The organism is Arthrobacter tecti, from assembly GCF_054511355.1.
Window position 1 is genome coordinate 81,999 of record NZ_JBTNCT010000004.1, and the last position, 14,443, is coordinate 96,441.

Sequence of the window (14,443 nt, forward strand, 5' to 3'; positions counted from 1 at the left end):
GGTTCGCCGGTCAGCGGATATTTTCAGCCCACACGTCGTAGCCGAGCTTCACGATCAGCACCGCGACCACAACCAGGAAAACAACCCGGATGAAAGTGCTGCCCCTCGTGATCGCCATTCTCGAACCCAGATATCCGCCCGCCATGTTGGCGCCGCCGAGCAGCAGCCCAAGCCCCCACAGCAGGGAGCCATTCGGCACGAAGAACGCCAGAGCCCCGAGATTGGTGGCCATGTTCACAATCTTCGCTTTCGCGCTGGCCCCCAGGAAGCTGTAACCGAGCAGGGTCACCATTGCAATGATGAGAAAGGAACCCGTGCCCGGTCCGAGCAGCCCGTCGTAGAAGCCGATTACCAGCCCAATGGCACCCGCTGTGCCGTAGTGGCGGTGACCGGTGTACCGGAGCTTCGTCAGGGTGCCTACCGTCGGACGGAACGCTGTAAAGAAAGCGACGGCTATCAGCGCCACAATGATGACTGGCTTGAACACGGAGGCCGGCAGTGACGAGGCAAGTATTGCTCCGCCGAAGCTTCCAGCCAGCGCAATCACCGCCATGGGAACTGCTGTTTTCAGGTCCGGCCTGGCTCGCCGAAAGTAGGTGACGGCACTGGTGGTCGTACCGAAGATGGATCCCATCTTGTTGGTCGCAAGCGCCTGCACCGGCGTGATACCGGGAACCATGAGAAGCGCGGGGAGTTGGATGAGTCCACCACCGCCGACCACCGCATCCACCCAGCCCGCAGCGAAACCGGCAACAACTACAAGCACGATTGTTGCGAGCTGGATCTCCTCCAGCCCTGAAACCAACGGGTGCCCTTAGTTTTTGATCAACGCACGGAGGTGATCGACGACGTCGGCAACCGCCACGTTCTCGCTCGTCCCGGAAGCCCGGTCCTTCACTTCGACAACGCCCTCCGCCAGTCCGCGGCCAACAACGACGATAGTGGGAATACCGATCAACTCCGCGTCGCCGAACTTCACTCCTGGCGACACCTTGGGACGGTCGTCATACATCACGCCGATACCGTGGGCGTCGAGCTCCTTCGCAAGCTGCTCCGCAGCAGCGAAAACCTCCTCGCCCTTACCCGTGGCCACCAGGTGGACATCGGCCGGGGAGACGTTCCGCGGCCACACGATACCCTTCTCGTCCCGGTTGGACTCGACGAGCGCAGCCACCGCCCTGGTCACGCCAACACCGTAAGAGCCCATGGTCACAGTGGTGAGTTTGCCGTTCTGATCCAGCACCTTCAGGTGCAGCGCCTCCGCGTATTTGCGACCAAGCTGGAAGATGTGACCCATCTCGATCCCGCGCTGAGTGCGCAGGGACCCGGAGCCGTCAGGAGCGGGATCGCCCTCCTTCACTTCCACGGATTCGATCACGCCGTCCCAGCAGAAGTCTCGGCTCGCCACCAGCCCGAAGACGTGCTTGCCGCGGACGTTGGCGCCGGTCGCCCAAACGGTTCCGGATACGATGCGGGGATCCACCAGGTAGGTGAGCCCGGTTGAGCCCTTGGATCCGAGTACTGCCGCATCAAGACTCAGACCGGGTCCAATGTAGCCCTTGACGAGCCCGGGGTGCTTCTTCAGGTCTTCATCAGTAGCTGCCTCGACGGTGACCTCGCCGCCTACTGAGAGGTGCGCGCCGATATTGGCTTCGATGCGTTTCAGGTCGACGTTGCGGTCCCCGGGCACGCCGATGACCACAAGTTCACGTTCACCTGTGGGAAGGACGGCGGCGAGGACGACATTCTTGAGGGTGTCCGCCGCCGTCCAATCGCGCTCTTCACGCGGAAGGGCCGCATTGGCGTGCGCTACGAGGGTCTCGATGGTTGGAGTGTCGGGAGTGTCCCTCACCTCGGCGCCGGGAGCATCCGTGTAATCGATATCCTCAGGCACAACGGTACTGACGGCTTCGACGTTGGCTGCATAGCCGCCGTCGGACACGACGAACGTATCTTCACCGATTTCCGTTGGGTGGAGGAACTCCTCGCTCTTGGACCCACCCATGGCGCCGGCCGTTGCAGCAACAGGTATAACTTCGAGCCCCAGGCGTTCGAAGATCCGGAGGTAGGCCGCCCGGTGCAGATGGTAGCTGCGGTCCAGACCGTCATCATCGATGTCGAAGGAGTACGAATCCTTCATGATGAATTCGCGCCCGCGCAGGAGCCCTGCCCGGGGGCGTGCCTCATCCCGGTACTTGGTCTGGATCTGGTAGAGGTTCAGGGGAAGGTCCTTGTACGAGTTGTACAGGTCCTTGACCAGGAGCGTGAACATTTCCTCGTGGGTGGGCGCCAGCAGGTAGTCCGCGTCCTTGCGGTCCTTCAGCCGGAAGATGCCGTCCCCGTACTCCGTCCACCGGTTCGTGGCCTCATAGGGTTCCTTGGGCAGCAACGCGGGGAAGTGGACCTCCTGGGCACCAATGGAATCCATCTCCTCGCGGATGATGTTCTCCACTTTCGCGAGGACCTTAAGGCCCAGCGGCAGCCAACTGTAGATGCCCGGGGCTGCCCGGCGAATATAGCCTGCGCGCAACAGCAGCCGGTGACTGGCGACTTCAGCGTCGGCAGGATCTTCGCGCAGGGTGCGCAGGAAGAGGGTGGAGAGTCGAAGGACCACGCTTGGAATCCGTTTCTTTGGCACTATCCCCCGCCGATCCGTTGACCGGCGGCGGCAAACAACATCTACCAATCTAACCGGTCCGGAAGCTAACCGGTGACACCGGCCCCGGCTACAGTTTTGCGAGCTCCGCGACGGCCAGATTGATCAACCCGGCAGCGCGTTCCACATCCGCCTGCGGGTCCCCGGAGCTTCCAACGAGCACGTTGATGCTGGTGCTGCCGACGAAGCCCGTGACCGTCACCGATTCCTGGACGCTTCCGGGAACCTGGACGGTGGTCTGGACGGCTACTTCTTCCTCCGCGTCGGTTTCCGTTTCGAGCTCCTGAACGGCTGCCGTGACCACCTGGCCCGAAATCTCCATCTCAAATTCCGAGCACTGCTCAAGCTGGGTGCGGCTGGCAGCAAGCTGCTCGGCGATGGTTTCCTCGGAGGGCACGCTCGAGAGGCTCAACGTGTCCGGCTGTAGCGAGGACTCCCCCGCGAACGTCATGACCGCAAGATTCGCTTCCGCGGTCAGCTCCGGGAGGTCGGACTCGGCGAAGACGTTGCATTCTTCGGGAGTGACCACGATGTCTTCGAGTCCTTCCGCGGCGCTGCCCTCAAGCAGCGGGCGAAGCTCCGCGTCAGGAATAACCTGCGCATTCAGCGCCTCTGCCTCGTTGATTGCGGTCAGCACTGCCTCAAGTTCATCTGCGGTGTACTGCGTGCCAGTCGATGCCGGTTCGGTGGAGTCAGCCTCAGTCGGTTCACCCGACGGCTCGTCGGACGGCTCGTCGGACGGCGCTTCGGACGGTGCTTCACTCGGGTTGGTGGATACAGCCGACGACGACGGCTCCTCCCCTGCCGGATCCCCCGAACAGGCGCTCACACCGAAAGACAAGGCAAGTAGAACTGCTGTGCCGCCTGCGTACAGGGTCGCTTTTTTCATGACGGGCCTTTCAGCTGAGACTTGCGAGGGAGCATTGCTAGAACAGTACCGTGGCGAACTCCCCGGTGCGGGTAAACCCTACCGTCTTATAGAGGGCCAGCGCACGGGTGTTGAAGGAATTCACGTAGAGGCTTGCGACAGGAGCGAGTTTGAGGGATTCGCCGACAACCCCGGACATGTAGCCGGCGCTCAGGCCCTTCCCTCTGTAGGCGGGGTTCATCCAGACGCCCTGGATCTGGACGGCACGGGCCGACACCGTGCCGAGCTCAGCCTTGAAGATGACCTGGCCGTCGTCGTCGAAATCGACCAGCGAGTGCTGCCTGCGGATCAGGCCGGCCACGCGCCTGCGGTAGTGCTCCTCCCCGCCTACATAGGGCGAGTAGCCCACCTCTTCCTCGAACATTGCGGCGCACGCGGGAAGAATTTTCTCAAGCTCGTGCGGGCGGGTGAAACGCAAGGACGGATTGGGCGGAATGGCTGAGGGTTGTCGGATCTCAAGCAACGGCTGCTCGGCACGCACGTCGAACGGTTCAGGACTGAAGGGCTTCAACGTGGACCAGATCGACATCACGGACGAGGCCGGACCGAAGATGGATGAGAATCGGCGGCCGCTCATTCCAAGCTGCGATCCGAGCAACGCGCCGTCGTCGTCCGCCATGCCAACCGGGACAACGTTGACACCGGTCCAGCACGCGGAAACCAGGCGCGAGCCGCGGAAAGTGCCGATCACTTCTCCACCCGACGACGACGGCGCGGCTGATCCCGCTATTTCCAGGTGCGAGGCCATGAACACGTTGGCCGTGCTGTCTGAATTCACCAGCCGCCACAGCTGTGGCGTGTCTTTCCTGCCAAGCGTCCGGAACTCGGCTTCGCGCGGTGGCTCCTTACCGGACGGTAACCACGGGGCCACCCGACCCAGCAGATTCGCCATCGGCAACGCCTATCTCTTCGGCAATCCTCATTGCTTCTTCAATGAGTGTCTCAACAATCTGGTCCTCAGGGACAGTCTTGATGACCTCTCCCTTGACGAAAATCTGCCCCTTACCGTTTCCGGAGGCCACACCGAGGTCCGCCTCCCGTGCCTCGCCGGGTCCGTTCACCACGCAGCCCATCACCGCGACGCGCAGGGGCACTTCCATGCCCTCAAGCCCGGCAGTCACCTCTTCAGCCAAGGTATAGACATCCACCTGCGCCCTTCCGCAGGACGGGCAAGAAACGATCTCGAGCTTCCGCGGACGCAGGTTGAGCGACTGCAGGATCTGATTGCCCACCTTGATTTCCTCGACCGGCGGGGCGGAGAGGGAGACGCGGATGGTGTCACCGATCCCCTTTGACAGCAACGCACCGAAGGCTGTGGCGGACTTGATGGTCCCTTGGAAGGCCGGTCCGGCTTCGGTTACACCGAGGTGCAGAGGCCAGTCCCCACGTTCGGCGAGGAGCTCGTAGGCGCGGACCATCACCACGGGATCGTTGTGCTTGACCGAGATCTTGAAATCGTGGAAGTCGTGTTCCTCGAACAGCGATGCTTCCCACACAGCGGATTCAACCAGCGCCTCCGGAGTGGCCTTGCCGTACTTTTCCATCAGGCGGGGGTCCAGTGAACCAGCGTTGACGCCAATCCGGATCGACGTGCCGGCAGCCTTCGCGGCGGCTGCAATTTCCTTCACCTGATCATCGAACTTGCGGATATTACCGGGGTTCACGCGCACTGCGGCGCAGCCCGCATCGATTGCGGCGAAGACGTACTTCGGCTGGAAGTGGATGTCCGCGATAACCGGGATCTGCGACTTCCTGGCGATGATGGGCAACGCTTCGGCGTCGTCTGCTGAAGGACAGGCAACACGGACAATGTCACAGCCCGACGCCGTGAGCTCAGCGATCTGCTGGAGCGTTGCGTTGATGTCGGTGGTCGGGGTGGTGGTCATCGACTGGACGCTGATAGGTGAGTCGGATCCGACCCCCACGGACCCAACCTTGATCTGGCGGGTCTTCCGCCGAGGGGCGAGGGTAGGTGGCGGTGCGTCAGGCATTCCGAGGTTGACCGAGGTCAATGCATCCTCCAGGGGTAGGTTGCTGGTGGTACTACTACGGCTATTTGTCCGCGTGCTCCGAGAGAACGCCGACAACGGGGTTCCACTGCGTTGTCTTGACGGCGGAAATGGTGCCCGCCGTTGCGAAAGGGTCCTGCTTCAGGAGTTCATTCAAATCTGCTTCGCTCTCGGCAACGAACAGCAAGAGCGCGCCGGCGTTGTCAACGAAGGGACCTGAGGCCAGAACATTCCCCTGCTTGACCAGTCCGTTCAGCCATTCACGATGCGCCGGCCGGTGCTCATCCCGGGCCGCTGCGGATTCGGCCCCGTATACGTACTCGACTGCGAAAACACTCATGCTGTTGAGTCTAGTGGCTCAGGACCGGTGCGAAGCGCAACGAACTTCGGGGCCGGTAGGCGCTACCTGATCAGAGGAGGTAGGCCGCTGTGAGACCGGCGACACCACAGGCCCACAGCAGCGAGGTGAGGGTGCCGATGATGAACCGTTCGGCCGCCGCAGGGGTTTCCTTCAACTCTGCATACCGGCCCAGACCTTTGATCGCGACGACGTAGGCGATGGCCACCGGCTCGTTCAGGAGGATGGCCAGCGCCACTGCCATCCGCTCGAGGATGCCGATCACCAATCCTCCGCTGAGGACGCCCGCTGTGTCCGGTGAGCCGGTTGGGGCGGCAGTCGTGGCGGCTTCGGATTCTGGCGACGCGCCGTCGTCGTGCGCCTCGGTCCCATCATCCGGGGATTCACGCTCATCGACGCTGCTAGCGAGGCGGAGCACTGTGAGCGTGATCGGCCAACCGAGGAATCCGGCCGCGAACAAGGCAGAAATTCCGTACAGGATCTCCATCAGTTCATTCCCCCCGGCCTTTCGGTTGATCTGCCAGCTGCAACAATACTGCCGCAGCCGGACGTGCCGCCCATTCCTCGATCCAGGCGGACCTGTTCACGGCTTTGCTGACAGCTTGCGGGCTGATGTCCAGGGCGCGGGCGACGGCGGACTGGCTTCCCCTCTGCTGCGGCTCCAACAGATCCAGGATCCGCCATTCGGATTGGGAGCGGTGCATCACGAACCGTCCGATCAGGGCAAGCACGGCCTCCGCTTCCGCCGCCGGAGATGGGCCCTCGACAGCGACAGGCGTGCGGTCTGCGGCTTTCTTGGCGCGTTCGACGGCGGCGCGCGCCGCCACGAACGCTTCGCCCCTGCCCTCCCGAGGACTCGCGGGAAGGGGGAGCTCGATCGCCCCGACACCGATACCCACGTACCACCCGCCATCCCGGAGGCACCGCATAGTCACGTCGATGACACCCTCGGCGGAGGACAGGACAGCCTGCGCCTCATCACCGACCGAGCGTTCGAAGGGAATTTCGGTCCGGATATCGCTGAGCGCCGAAATCAGTTCCGGGATCCGGTCCTGGCCCTTTCGGCTGTTTCGTTGGTCAATCGTCAGGACGTACATTTGTCAACCTTAGATGGTTGATAACTCCAATTCAACCAAATAAGGGTGAGAATCCAAATTCAACCTAGCCGAACAGGTTGACCGGCTTGACGATATCGGCGTAGATCAACAGGGCGCCCATACCCATGAGGAGAACGACCATAACGTAGGTCAGAGGAAGGAGCTTGGCCATGTCGAAAGGCCCCGGATCCGGCTTCCTGAAAACCCTGGCAACCATACGCCGCAAGCCCTCCCAGAGCGCACCGGCAACATGGCCGCCGTCCAGGGGCAGGAGCGGAATCAGGTTGAACACGAACAGTGCCAGGTTCACCCCACCGACCAGGCCGACGAGGGTGGCGGCACGGGCCTCGAACGGAATTTCCTCCATCGCGGACACTTCGCCCGCGATTCTGCCCACGCCCACCACGCTGATCGGGCCGTTTGGATCGCGCGGTGCATCCGAGAAGGCTGCCTCGGCTACCTGGGCTACGCGCTGGGGAAGATTGAGAACGACGCCGGTGACCCTCACCAGACTGTCCCCCACCGCAGGCATGACCTCGGAGGCCGGCTGCGGGACAAGTTCGGATTGGGGGCCCACGCCTACGAAGCCGACTTCCTGCATGACGGGAGTGCCGTCGTCGTTCAGTTTGGCGCGGCCGTCCACATCCGGGATTGGGCGTTCGGTCAGCAGAGGTTCGATGGTCGCAGTGATCGTCTCGCCGTCCCGGATGTAACTGATCGGCACTTCCTGGCCCGCGGTGTCACGGATCCAGGCGGAGAGCTGCTCCCAGCTAGTGACCTCCCGGCCGTCGAAGCCCACGATCCTGTCTCCCGGCTGCAGGCCGGCTTCGTAGGCAGGGGCGGTCGGGTCACCCGGAGCGCAGTCAGTCTGGCCTGTCTCCTCCTGCTGGCTGACCGGAATCACACAACGCGAAACGTCCGAGACAGTAGTGGTGGCCTGGGCGGAACCGAACCCCATGATGAGCACCGCGAACATGACGATGCCGATGATCAGGTTCATCACCGGCCCACCGAGCATGATGACAATGCGCTTCCAGATAGACAGCTTGTAGAAGACCCGGTTTTCGTCGCCTGGCTGGAGCTGCTCCGCTGCCGCCTGCCGCGCGTCCGCCGCGAGCTGCTGGAACATGCCGGTACTGGACTGCCGGACGGAGCCCTCGCCGTCGTCGTTCTTCCCCGGCGGGAACATACCGACCATCGATACGTAGCCGCCAAGCGGAAGCGCCTTCACGCCATACTCGGTTTCGCCTTTCCGTCTCGAGAAGATTGTCGGGCCGAAGCCGATCATGTACTGCGTGACCCGCACCTTGAACAGCTTGGCGGGGACGAGGTGGCCCACTTCGTGCAGCGCGATGGATGCGGCAATGCCAACCGCAACGAAGATCACGCCGGCTAGGAAGAGCACAATGGACAACGAAGATTCCTTTTCGGGCGGTGGGATTCAGTCCTGCAAACCACAACGAATCCGGGCACTGCGGCGTGCCCAGTCTTCGGCGTCGAGCACTGACTGGAGGGTAAGAAGCTGGTCGCTGGTGTGTTCAGCCAGCACCGCGCTGACCGTGTCAACGATAGCGGTGAATCGGATGCGTCCGGTGTGGAAGGCAGCCACCGCCTCCTCGTTCGCGGCGTTGTAGACGGCCATGTGGGTCCCGCCGCGACCGGCGGCCTGCTTGGCCAGCTCGACGGCCGGGAACGCTTCATGATCAAGTGGCTCGAACGTCCAGGAGGCCGCTGCACTCCAGTCACAGGGGCGCGCCGCGCCGCGCACCCGTTTCGGCCAGCCCAGTCCGAGGGCGATAGGCAGCCGCATGTCGGGCGGTGATGCCTGCGCAAGGGTGGAGCCGTCGATGAACTCCACCATGGAATGGATCACCGACTGCGGATGCACGACGACGTCGATTCGCTCCAGCGGCACATCGAAGAGCAGATGCGCCTCAATGACCTCCAGTGCTTTGTTCACCATGGTCGCGGAGTTGGTTGTCACCATGAGTCCCATATCCCAGGTGGGGTGGGCAAGCGCCTCCGCCGGAGTGACGGCCTCCATCTCTGCCCTGTTGCGGCCGCGGAACGGCCCACCCGACGCGGTGAGGATCAGTCGCTCGACCTCGTCGGGTGTTCCGGCGCGCAGGGCCTGGGCGATGGCGGAATGCTCCGAGTCGACCGGCACGATCTGCCCCTCGCCTGCGGCGTCTTTCACGAGTTGGCCGCCCGCGATGAGCGACTCCTTATTGGCCAGCGCGAGCAGATGCCCCTGCTTCAGTGCGGCGAGCGTGGGTGCCAGCCCAATGGATCCGGTGATGGCGTTGAGAACGACGTCGGCGTGCGGCCAGGCGGCAAGCGTGGCCGACGCGTCGGTGCCGGTGAGGATTTCAGGCCGGTAGCCGGACTTGCCGGCATCCCGCGCGGCTAGTGCGATGGCGTCGCGAAGCTCCCGTTCTGTGCCGGTTGCCGCTGCAACGACGGGAGCTTCGGCTTCCACCGCCTGGCTCGCCAACAGTGCCAGGTTCCCGCCGCCTGCCGAGACGCCCGCCACCGTGAACAGGTGGGGCGCCTGCGCGATGACGTCCAGCGCCTGAACCCCCACGGAGCCGGTTGACCCGAGGATGACGACGCGGCGTGGGGCTGATGGTACGCGGGAGAACTCCATACCCTCAGTATTCCGTACCGCGGCTTGCTTGATTTTTTGGTGCGGATTTCTCAGCGGGGAATGGCCGCGATCGCGTCAGCGATTGATTCGGGGCCCGCTACCAGCTCGAGCACCCTGCGGTCTCCAAGCCGTGACTCCAGCAAGGCGCTGAGTACAGCGGCGACGTCCTGGCGCGGTACTGGGCCTCGTCCGGCGTGCGAGGACAATTTCACCCGGCCGGTGCCGGGGTCGTCGGTGAGCTGGCCCGGGCGCAGGATGGTCCAGCTCAGGGTACGGCGGACTTTGAGGTCTTCCTCTGCTGCAAGCTTGGCCTGCAGGTAGGCGTAGAAGACGTCGTCGAGCCCGTCAGGGCGCTGACCGTCACGAACGGCGTCAGTGCCCATGGCCGAAACCTGGATGAATCGTCCGACGCCGGCGGCCTCGGCAGCGTCGGCCAGCTTCACGGATGCAGCCCGGTCTACGGTGTCCTTGCGCTCAATCCCGCTACCCGATCCTGCTCCGGCAGCGAAGACGACGGCGTCCGCATCCTGAAGGTGCTGCTGCACTTCCTGCACCGTGCCCGACTCAAGGTCGAGCACCACGGGCGTACCGCCGTCGTCGTTAATGTCCTGGATCTGTTGTTCGGAACGGATCAAACCGGTCACCTGATGGCCACCATCATTCAGAAGGCGGGTCAACTGACGTGCGATTTTTCCGTGCGCTCCGGCGATAACTACCTTCATGGTGTCCTAACCTTCGAGGCGTTCAGTTCCTTACCCATTCCATCACACGGCCCTGAACGGGCTGCGTGGAACCGTGCTCGCGGGCGTACGGTCGCTTTGGAAGCAAGCGCCGGGCTATACATTCCGGCGAAAGTCGTGGACCTCCGGGTAGCAGGTGAATCCGGCCGCCTTGTAAGTAGCGACAGCACCCACGTTTGCGCTCTCCGCACACCCGAGCGCACTCGGTGATCCCATTTCCTGAAGCGCTGCGGCGGCCGCCAGTGTGATCGCAGTCCCGTAGCCGTGGCCGCGCTGGTTCCCCGCCACGCCCATCGGTTCGATGAGGCCGGGCCTGTTGATTCCGGCGGACCAGACGGTCGCGGTTGCCACAGCCGATCCCTGTTCGTCATATGCGAGCAGGCAACGCGCATCGGTGTAGGCCGGGCCATTCGCCATGGTGCGCCATCGCTCCTCGCTAAAGCGTGAGTTGTCGAAGGATGCATTCTGCACCTGGACTCGTGCATTGGCCAGCTCCGGCCCTACGGTCTCGATGCGCATGCCGCACTCCTGCACGGGTGCGGTGAGGTCGCGGGCGAAGGGCGTCCAGGGTTCGTCTCCCATCCACCCGGCATCCTGAAGACCAGATCGTATTGCGGTTCCGAAGCGCGCCTCAACGGATGATGTTCCGCTCGGTAGGACTCCACGCGATGGGTCAGTAACATCGGTGAGAATACGCGCGGCAAGCTCCTCATTCTCACTGGCATCTGGAGCGACCGCCAACCGCAGGAGCGTGGGGCCGTCCAGCAGTCCGACAGCGTGGATGCTTCCATCGAGGGACCAAATCCGGAGTCGCTCGGCCAGGGCCGACGCACCGATCTGCCAGGCCCATCCAATATCGCCCGGATGGAGCTGTATGGGCATGCCATCGTGTTGCCAGGAGCGCAGGGCTTCAAGTACCTGACCCAGATTCGCAACGTCCGGGGTAGCTAAGGTGATCGACATACATTCCATGACATACCGGATCAGCGGTCAACCTGCGTCCCCACGCCGGTCCTCCTGCGTTTGGCGTTCATGATCACACCGCCAGCGTGACCGTCATAGCCGAGTAGGAAGCACCCCTACGTTGGCAGCGGACCAACCGAATTACCTTCCAATGGCTCCTGCGCCGGGACATGATTGAGCATGAGCGTCCTTAATGCACCAGCACGGCGAACACTGGCGGTATCGGTCCTAGCGATCGGATTGATGTCCGCCGTTGGGTGCGGCGCTGAGTCTGGCTTCCCGTCTGAGCCCGCCAGCGGTTCACCGAGAAGCGACTTGCCTAGTCCAGCTACTACTTGCACATCCACTGAAGATTCTGAAGCGCCTGAATCAATCCCACCAGTCAGCGCATCGAGCCGCCCTTCGGCCGCAAGCGCAGAAGAAACCGCGACAGGCCCTCCGCTGACTGAAGCCGAGATGAGAAGCGCAACCCCGATGCCAATGCCCGAAGATCCGACCGACGAATGCTCCTGATGAAGTGCAGGCCCTGATCGACCGCTGCTTTCGCGCTGGACCACCTTGCGTACTTGTACAGTGGAAACGTGGAACGCCCCATTGGATTCTGGCTCGCACTCGTCGACCGACTGATCACCGATCAGTTCAACGCTGCTATGGAGGAACACGGTGTAACCCGCCGCCAATGGCAGCTCCTGAACGTGCTGGCCGAAACGCCTGCAACGACAACTCAGTTGGCTGAGGCTTTTCCTGACGCCGTCATCGAGCCATCGACGGGCGGTGCGGTTGCCGGCGAGACACCCCCTGAAGAGACAACCGGCGAAGACATCGCCGAACTCACGGAGAGTCGCTGGATCAGCCTCGACGGTGGCCGCTACTCCCTCACTGACCTGGGCCGCAGCAGCGTGCTGAAACTAACCGCAATCGTTGAGCGAAACCGGGATCTTATCGCTGAGGGGATCTCTCCGGCTGAGTACCAGGCAACCGTGGACGTACTGCGGCGCATGGCAAGCAATCTCGGCTGGGACGACACGGAACAATAGACGGCACCGCGACCGTCAACATTAGGCGCGCCCCGCCCGCTTCAGTCGCGCGTCGCTCGGCGCAGAGTCTGCTCGGCATGCCGAAGAGTCGGCCCATCGACCATCTTGCCCTGGAACTTGAACACGCCGCCCTGACGCTGCGCTTCTGCGAGGACGTCACGCGCGAATTGCTCCTCGGCCTCTGAAGGCCGGTACGCATCCCTGATGACCTGGACCTGGCTTGGATGTATGCAGGCCTTCATGCCAAAGCCGGACGCCACTGCATCGCGCGCCTCCTCGGCCAGACCGTCGAGGTCGGGAATGTTCACGTACACAGCGTCCACCGCGTGCTTGCCCGCGGCTCCAGCAGCAAGCAGCACCCGCGACCGCGCGTGCAAAGCGACGTCGCGGTAACCGCCGTCGTTCCTGCGGCTGCCCGTCCCCCCAAGGGAAGCCACCAAATCCTCGGCACCCCACATCAGCGCAACTACGTTGGGCTCCTCAGCCAGCTCGGCTGCGTTCATCACACCACGAGCAGTCTCACAGAGGGCGATGACCTCGAAGCCGTTCAGCCCCCACAGGTCGGCAGCCCCCTCGGCTTTTGCAAGCATCACGGTGCGGTACGGGGTATCCCGAAGCGCCTCAAGGTCCTTCGCGAAATCGTGAGTCTGCGCGGGATTCAGCCTCACGACGGTCCGCGCCGGATCAAGTGTGCTTTCGACGAGCGCCTGGCGTGCAGTCGGTTTGTCCTCGGGTGCAACCGCATCTTCGAGGTCAATGATCACGGCATCCGCACGTTCCACTGCCTTGGTGTAACGTTCCGGGCGGTCTGCGGGGCAAAAGAGCAGGGCCGGCCCCATGCCGAAGTCAGTCATGAACGCCCCTGCCCTCCCCATGCGCACCCGCGGTCCACATCAGCACGGTCCGGGTAGCCAGGGCCACCACCTCACCGTCCTGGTTCCGTCCGGTGTGCTTCATGGTTACCAGTCCCTGCCCGGGACGCGACTTCGACGGACGCTTCTCGGTGATCTCGGTCTCGGTGTAGAGGGTGTCCCCGTGGAAGACGGGTTTGGGAAAGGAAATATCGTTCAGTCCAAGCTGGGCGACGATGGTTCCCTGGGTGAGCTGGGTGACTGACTGCCCGACGACGGTTGCCAGGGTGAGCATCGAGTTCACCAGACGCTGGCCGAAGGGTTGCTCCCCACTCCACGCCGAATCAAGGTGCAGCGCCTGCGTGTTCATTGTCATCGTAGTGAACAGGACATTGTCCGCTTCAGTGAGCGTCCTGCCGGGGCGGTGTGCGTAGACGACGCCCGTCTCAAGTTCGTCATAGTAGAGCCCGCGCTGAACAATTGTGCGGGCTCCGGACTCTTCAGCGGTCATCGAGCTCGACCTCCAGTGGAGCTCCGGTCGCAGCAACAACCTCGTCGACGCTCACACCAGATGCTGTCTCACGTAGGACCAGCGTCCCGCCGTTACGCTCATGGTCTACATCGATCACGGCAAGATCGGTGATGATCCGATCAACACAGCCCTTGCCGGTCAGGGGAAGGGAACAATCCTTGACGATCTTGGGATTCCCGTTCCGATCCACGTGCTCCATCATGACGATGAGCCGCTTGGCACCGAACACCAGGTCCATGGCGCCGCCCATGCCCTTGACCATCTTGCCGGGGATCATCCAGTTGGCGAGGTCACCGTTGGCCGCAACCTCCATCGCGCCGAGCACCGCGAGGTCCACATGCCCGCCTCGGACCATCCCGAAGGAAGCGGCCGAGTCGAAGAACGCCGAACCCTTGTTGACCGTCACGGTTTCCTTGCCCGCATTGATGAGATCCGGGTCAAGCTGCTCCTCGGTGGGGTACGGACCGACGCCGAGGATCCCGTTCTCGGAGTGCAGGACAACCTCTACGCCCTCGGGAATGTAATTGGGAATGAGCGTGGGCATCCCAATACCAAGGTTGACGTACTGCCCGTTCTCCAACTCCTGCGCAACACGCGCAGCCAGTTCATTTCGTGTCAGCGCCAT

At 63.0% G+C, this 14,443-nt stretch carries 16 protein-coding genes; 1 reads left to right on the plus strand and 15 read right to left on the minus strand.

Features of this window, described 5'->3' with window-relative positions; all coding sequences use genetic code 11:
* Positions 1-10 precede the first annotated feature (10 nt).
* The 12 genes from ACX80C_RS06810 to ACX80C_RS06865 all read right to left on the minus strand — a co-directional run bounded on the left by ACX80C_RS06810 (position 11) and on the right by ACX80C_RS06865 (position 11,398).
* Positions 11-805 (minus strand): sulfite exporter TauE/SafE family protein, encoded by a 795-nt coding sequence (locus ACX80C_RS06810; protein ID WP_459325596.1) that lies wholly within the window; start codon positions 803-805, stop codon positions 11-13.
* Between the two features lie 9 nt (positions 806-814).
* Positions 815-2,614, minus strand: coding sequence for a proline--tRNA ligase (locus tag ACX80C_RS06815; protein WP_459325597.1), 1,800 nt, complete (start codon positions 2,612-2,614; stop codon positions 815-817).
* A 112-nt stretch (positions 2,615-2,726) separates the two neighbouring features.
* On the minus strand, positions 2,727-3,545 hold the full coding sequence (locus ACX80C_RS06820; RefSeq protein ID WP_459325599.1) for a hypothetical protein: 819 nt from the start codon (positions 3,543-3,545) through the stop codon (positions 2,727-2,729).
* A 37-nt stretch (positions 3,546-3,582) separates the two neighbouring features.
* Positions 3,583-4,476, minus strand: coding sequence for a GNAT family N-acetyltransferase (locus ACX80C_RS06825; RefSeq protein ID WP_459325601.1), 894 nt, complete (start codon positions 4,474-4,476; stop codon positions 3,583-3,585).
* Positions 4,430-5,596, minus strand: coding sequence for a flavodoxin-dependent (E)-4-hydroxy-3-methylbut-2-enyl-diphosphate synthase (gene ispG / locus ACX80C_RS06830; protein WP_459325603.1), 1,167 nt, complete (start codon positions 5,594-5,596; stop codon positions 4,430-4,432). The genes ACX80C_RS06825 and ispG overlap by 47 nt, the downstream gene beginning before the upstream one ends.
* Positions 5,597-5,636: 40 nt before the next feature.
* A complete protein-coding gene (locus tag ACX80C_RS06835; RefSeq protein ID WP_459325605.1) occupies positions 5,637-5,933 on the minus strand; it encodes a YciI family protein in 297 nt (98 codons plus the stop codon).
* A 70-nt stretch (positions 5,934-6,003) separates the two neighbouring features.
* Complete coding sequence (locus ACX80C_RS06840; protein WP_459325606.1) at positions 6,004-6,438, minus strand: hypothetical protein; 435 nt, start codon at positions 6,436-6,438, stop codon at positions 6,004-6,006.
* A gap of 4 nt (positions 6,439-6,442) precedes the next feature.
* The gene (locus ACX80C_RS06845; protein ID WP_459325607.1) at positions 6,443-7,048 is read right to left on the minus strand and encodes a MarR family transcriptional regulator; all 606 of its coding nucleotides are present in this window, start codon (positions 7,046-7,048) and stop codon (positions 6,443-6,445) included.
* A gap of 64 nt (positions 7,049-7,112) precedes the next feature.
* Entirely contained in the window at positions 7,113-8,462 is a 1,350-nt protein-coding gene (locus ACX80C_RS06850) for a M50 family metallopeptidase (RefSeq protein ID WP_459325609.1), read from the minus strand.
* Between the two features lie 27 nt (positions 8,463-8,489).
* Positions 8,490-9,695 (minus strand): 1-deoxy-D-xylulose-5-phosphate reductoisomerase, encoded by a 1,206-nt coding sequence (gene dxr / locus ACX80C_RS06855; protein WP_459325611.1) that lies wholly within the window; start codon positions 9,693-9,695, stop codon positions 8,490-8,492.
* 50 nt (positions 9,696-9,745) lie between these two features.
* Complete coding sequence (locus tag ACX80C_RS06860; protein WP_459325612.1) at positions 9,746-10,417, minus strand: SDR family oxidoreductase; 672 nt, start codon at positions 10,415-10,417, stop codon at positions 9,746-9,748.
* A 114-nt stretch (positions 10,418-10,531) separates the two neighbouring features.
* Positions 10,532-11,398 (minus strand): GNAT family N-acetyltransferase, encoded by an 867-nt coding sequence (locus ACX80C_RS06865; RefSeq protein ID WP_459325614.1) that lies wholly within the window; start codon positions 11,396-11,398, stop codon positions 10,532-10,534.
* Between the two features lie 581 nt (positions 11,399-11,979).
* Here ACX80C_RS06865 and ACX80C_RS06870 point away from each other — a divergent pair.
* Positions 11,980-12,435: a MarR family winged helix-turn-helix transcriptional regulator gene (locus tag ACX80C_RS06870; protein ID WP_459325615.1), complete on the plus strand. Its 456-nt coding sequence runs from the start codon at positions 11,980-11,982 to the stop codon at positions 12,433-12,435.
* Between the two features lie 41 nt (positions 12,436-12,476).
* Here ACX80C_RS06870 and ACX80C_RS06875 read toward each other — a convergent pair whose 3' ends face one another.
* The 3 genes from ACX80C_RS06875 to ACX80C_RS06885 are packed head-to-tail and all read right to left on the minus strand — an operon-like array spanning position 12,477 to position 14,443.
* A complete protein-coding gene (locus tag ACX80C_RS06875; protein WP_459325616.1) occupies positions 12,477-13,289 on the minus strand; it encodes an HpcH/HpaI aldolase/citrate lyase family protein in 813 nt (270 codons plus the stop codon).
* Positions 13,282-13,797: a MaoC family dehydratase gene (locus tag ACX80C_RS06880; protein WP_459325618.1), complete on the minus strand. Its 516-nt coding sequence runs from the start codon at positions 13,795-13,797 to the stop codon at positions 13,282-13,284. Before ACX80C_RS06880 ends, ACX80C_RS06875 begins: the two co-directional genes overlap by 8 nt.
* Entirely contained in the window at positions 13,787-14,443 is a 657-nt protein-coding gene (locus ACX80C_RS06885; protein WP_459325619.1) for a CoA transferase subunit B, read from the minus strand. Before ACX80C_RS06885 ends, ACX80C_RS06880 begins: the two co-directional genes overlap by 11 nt.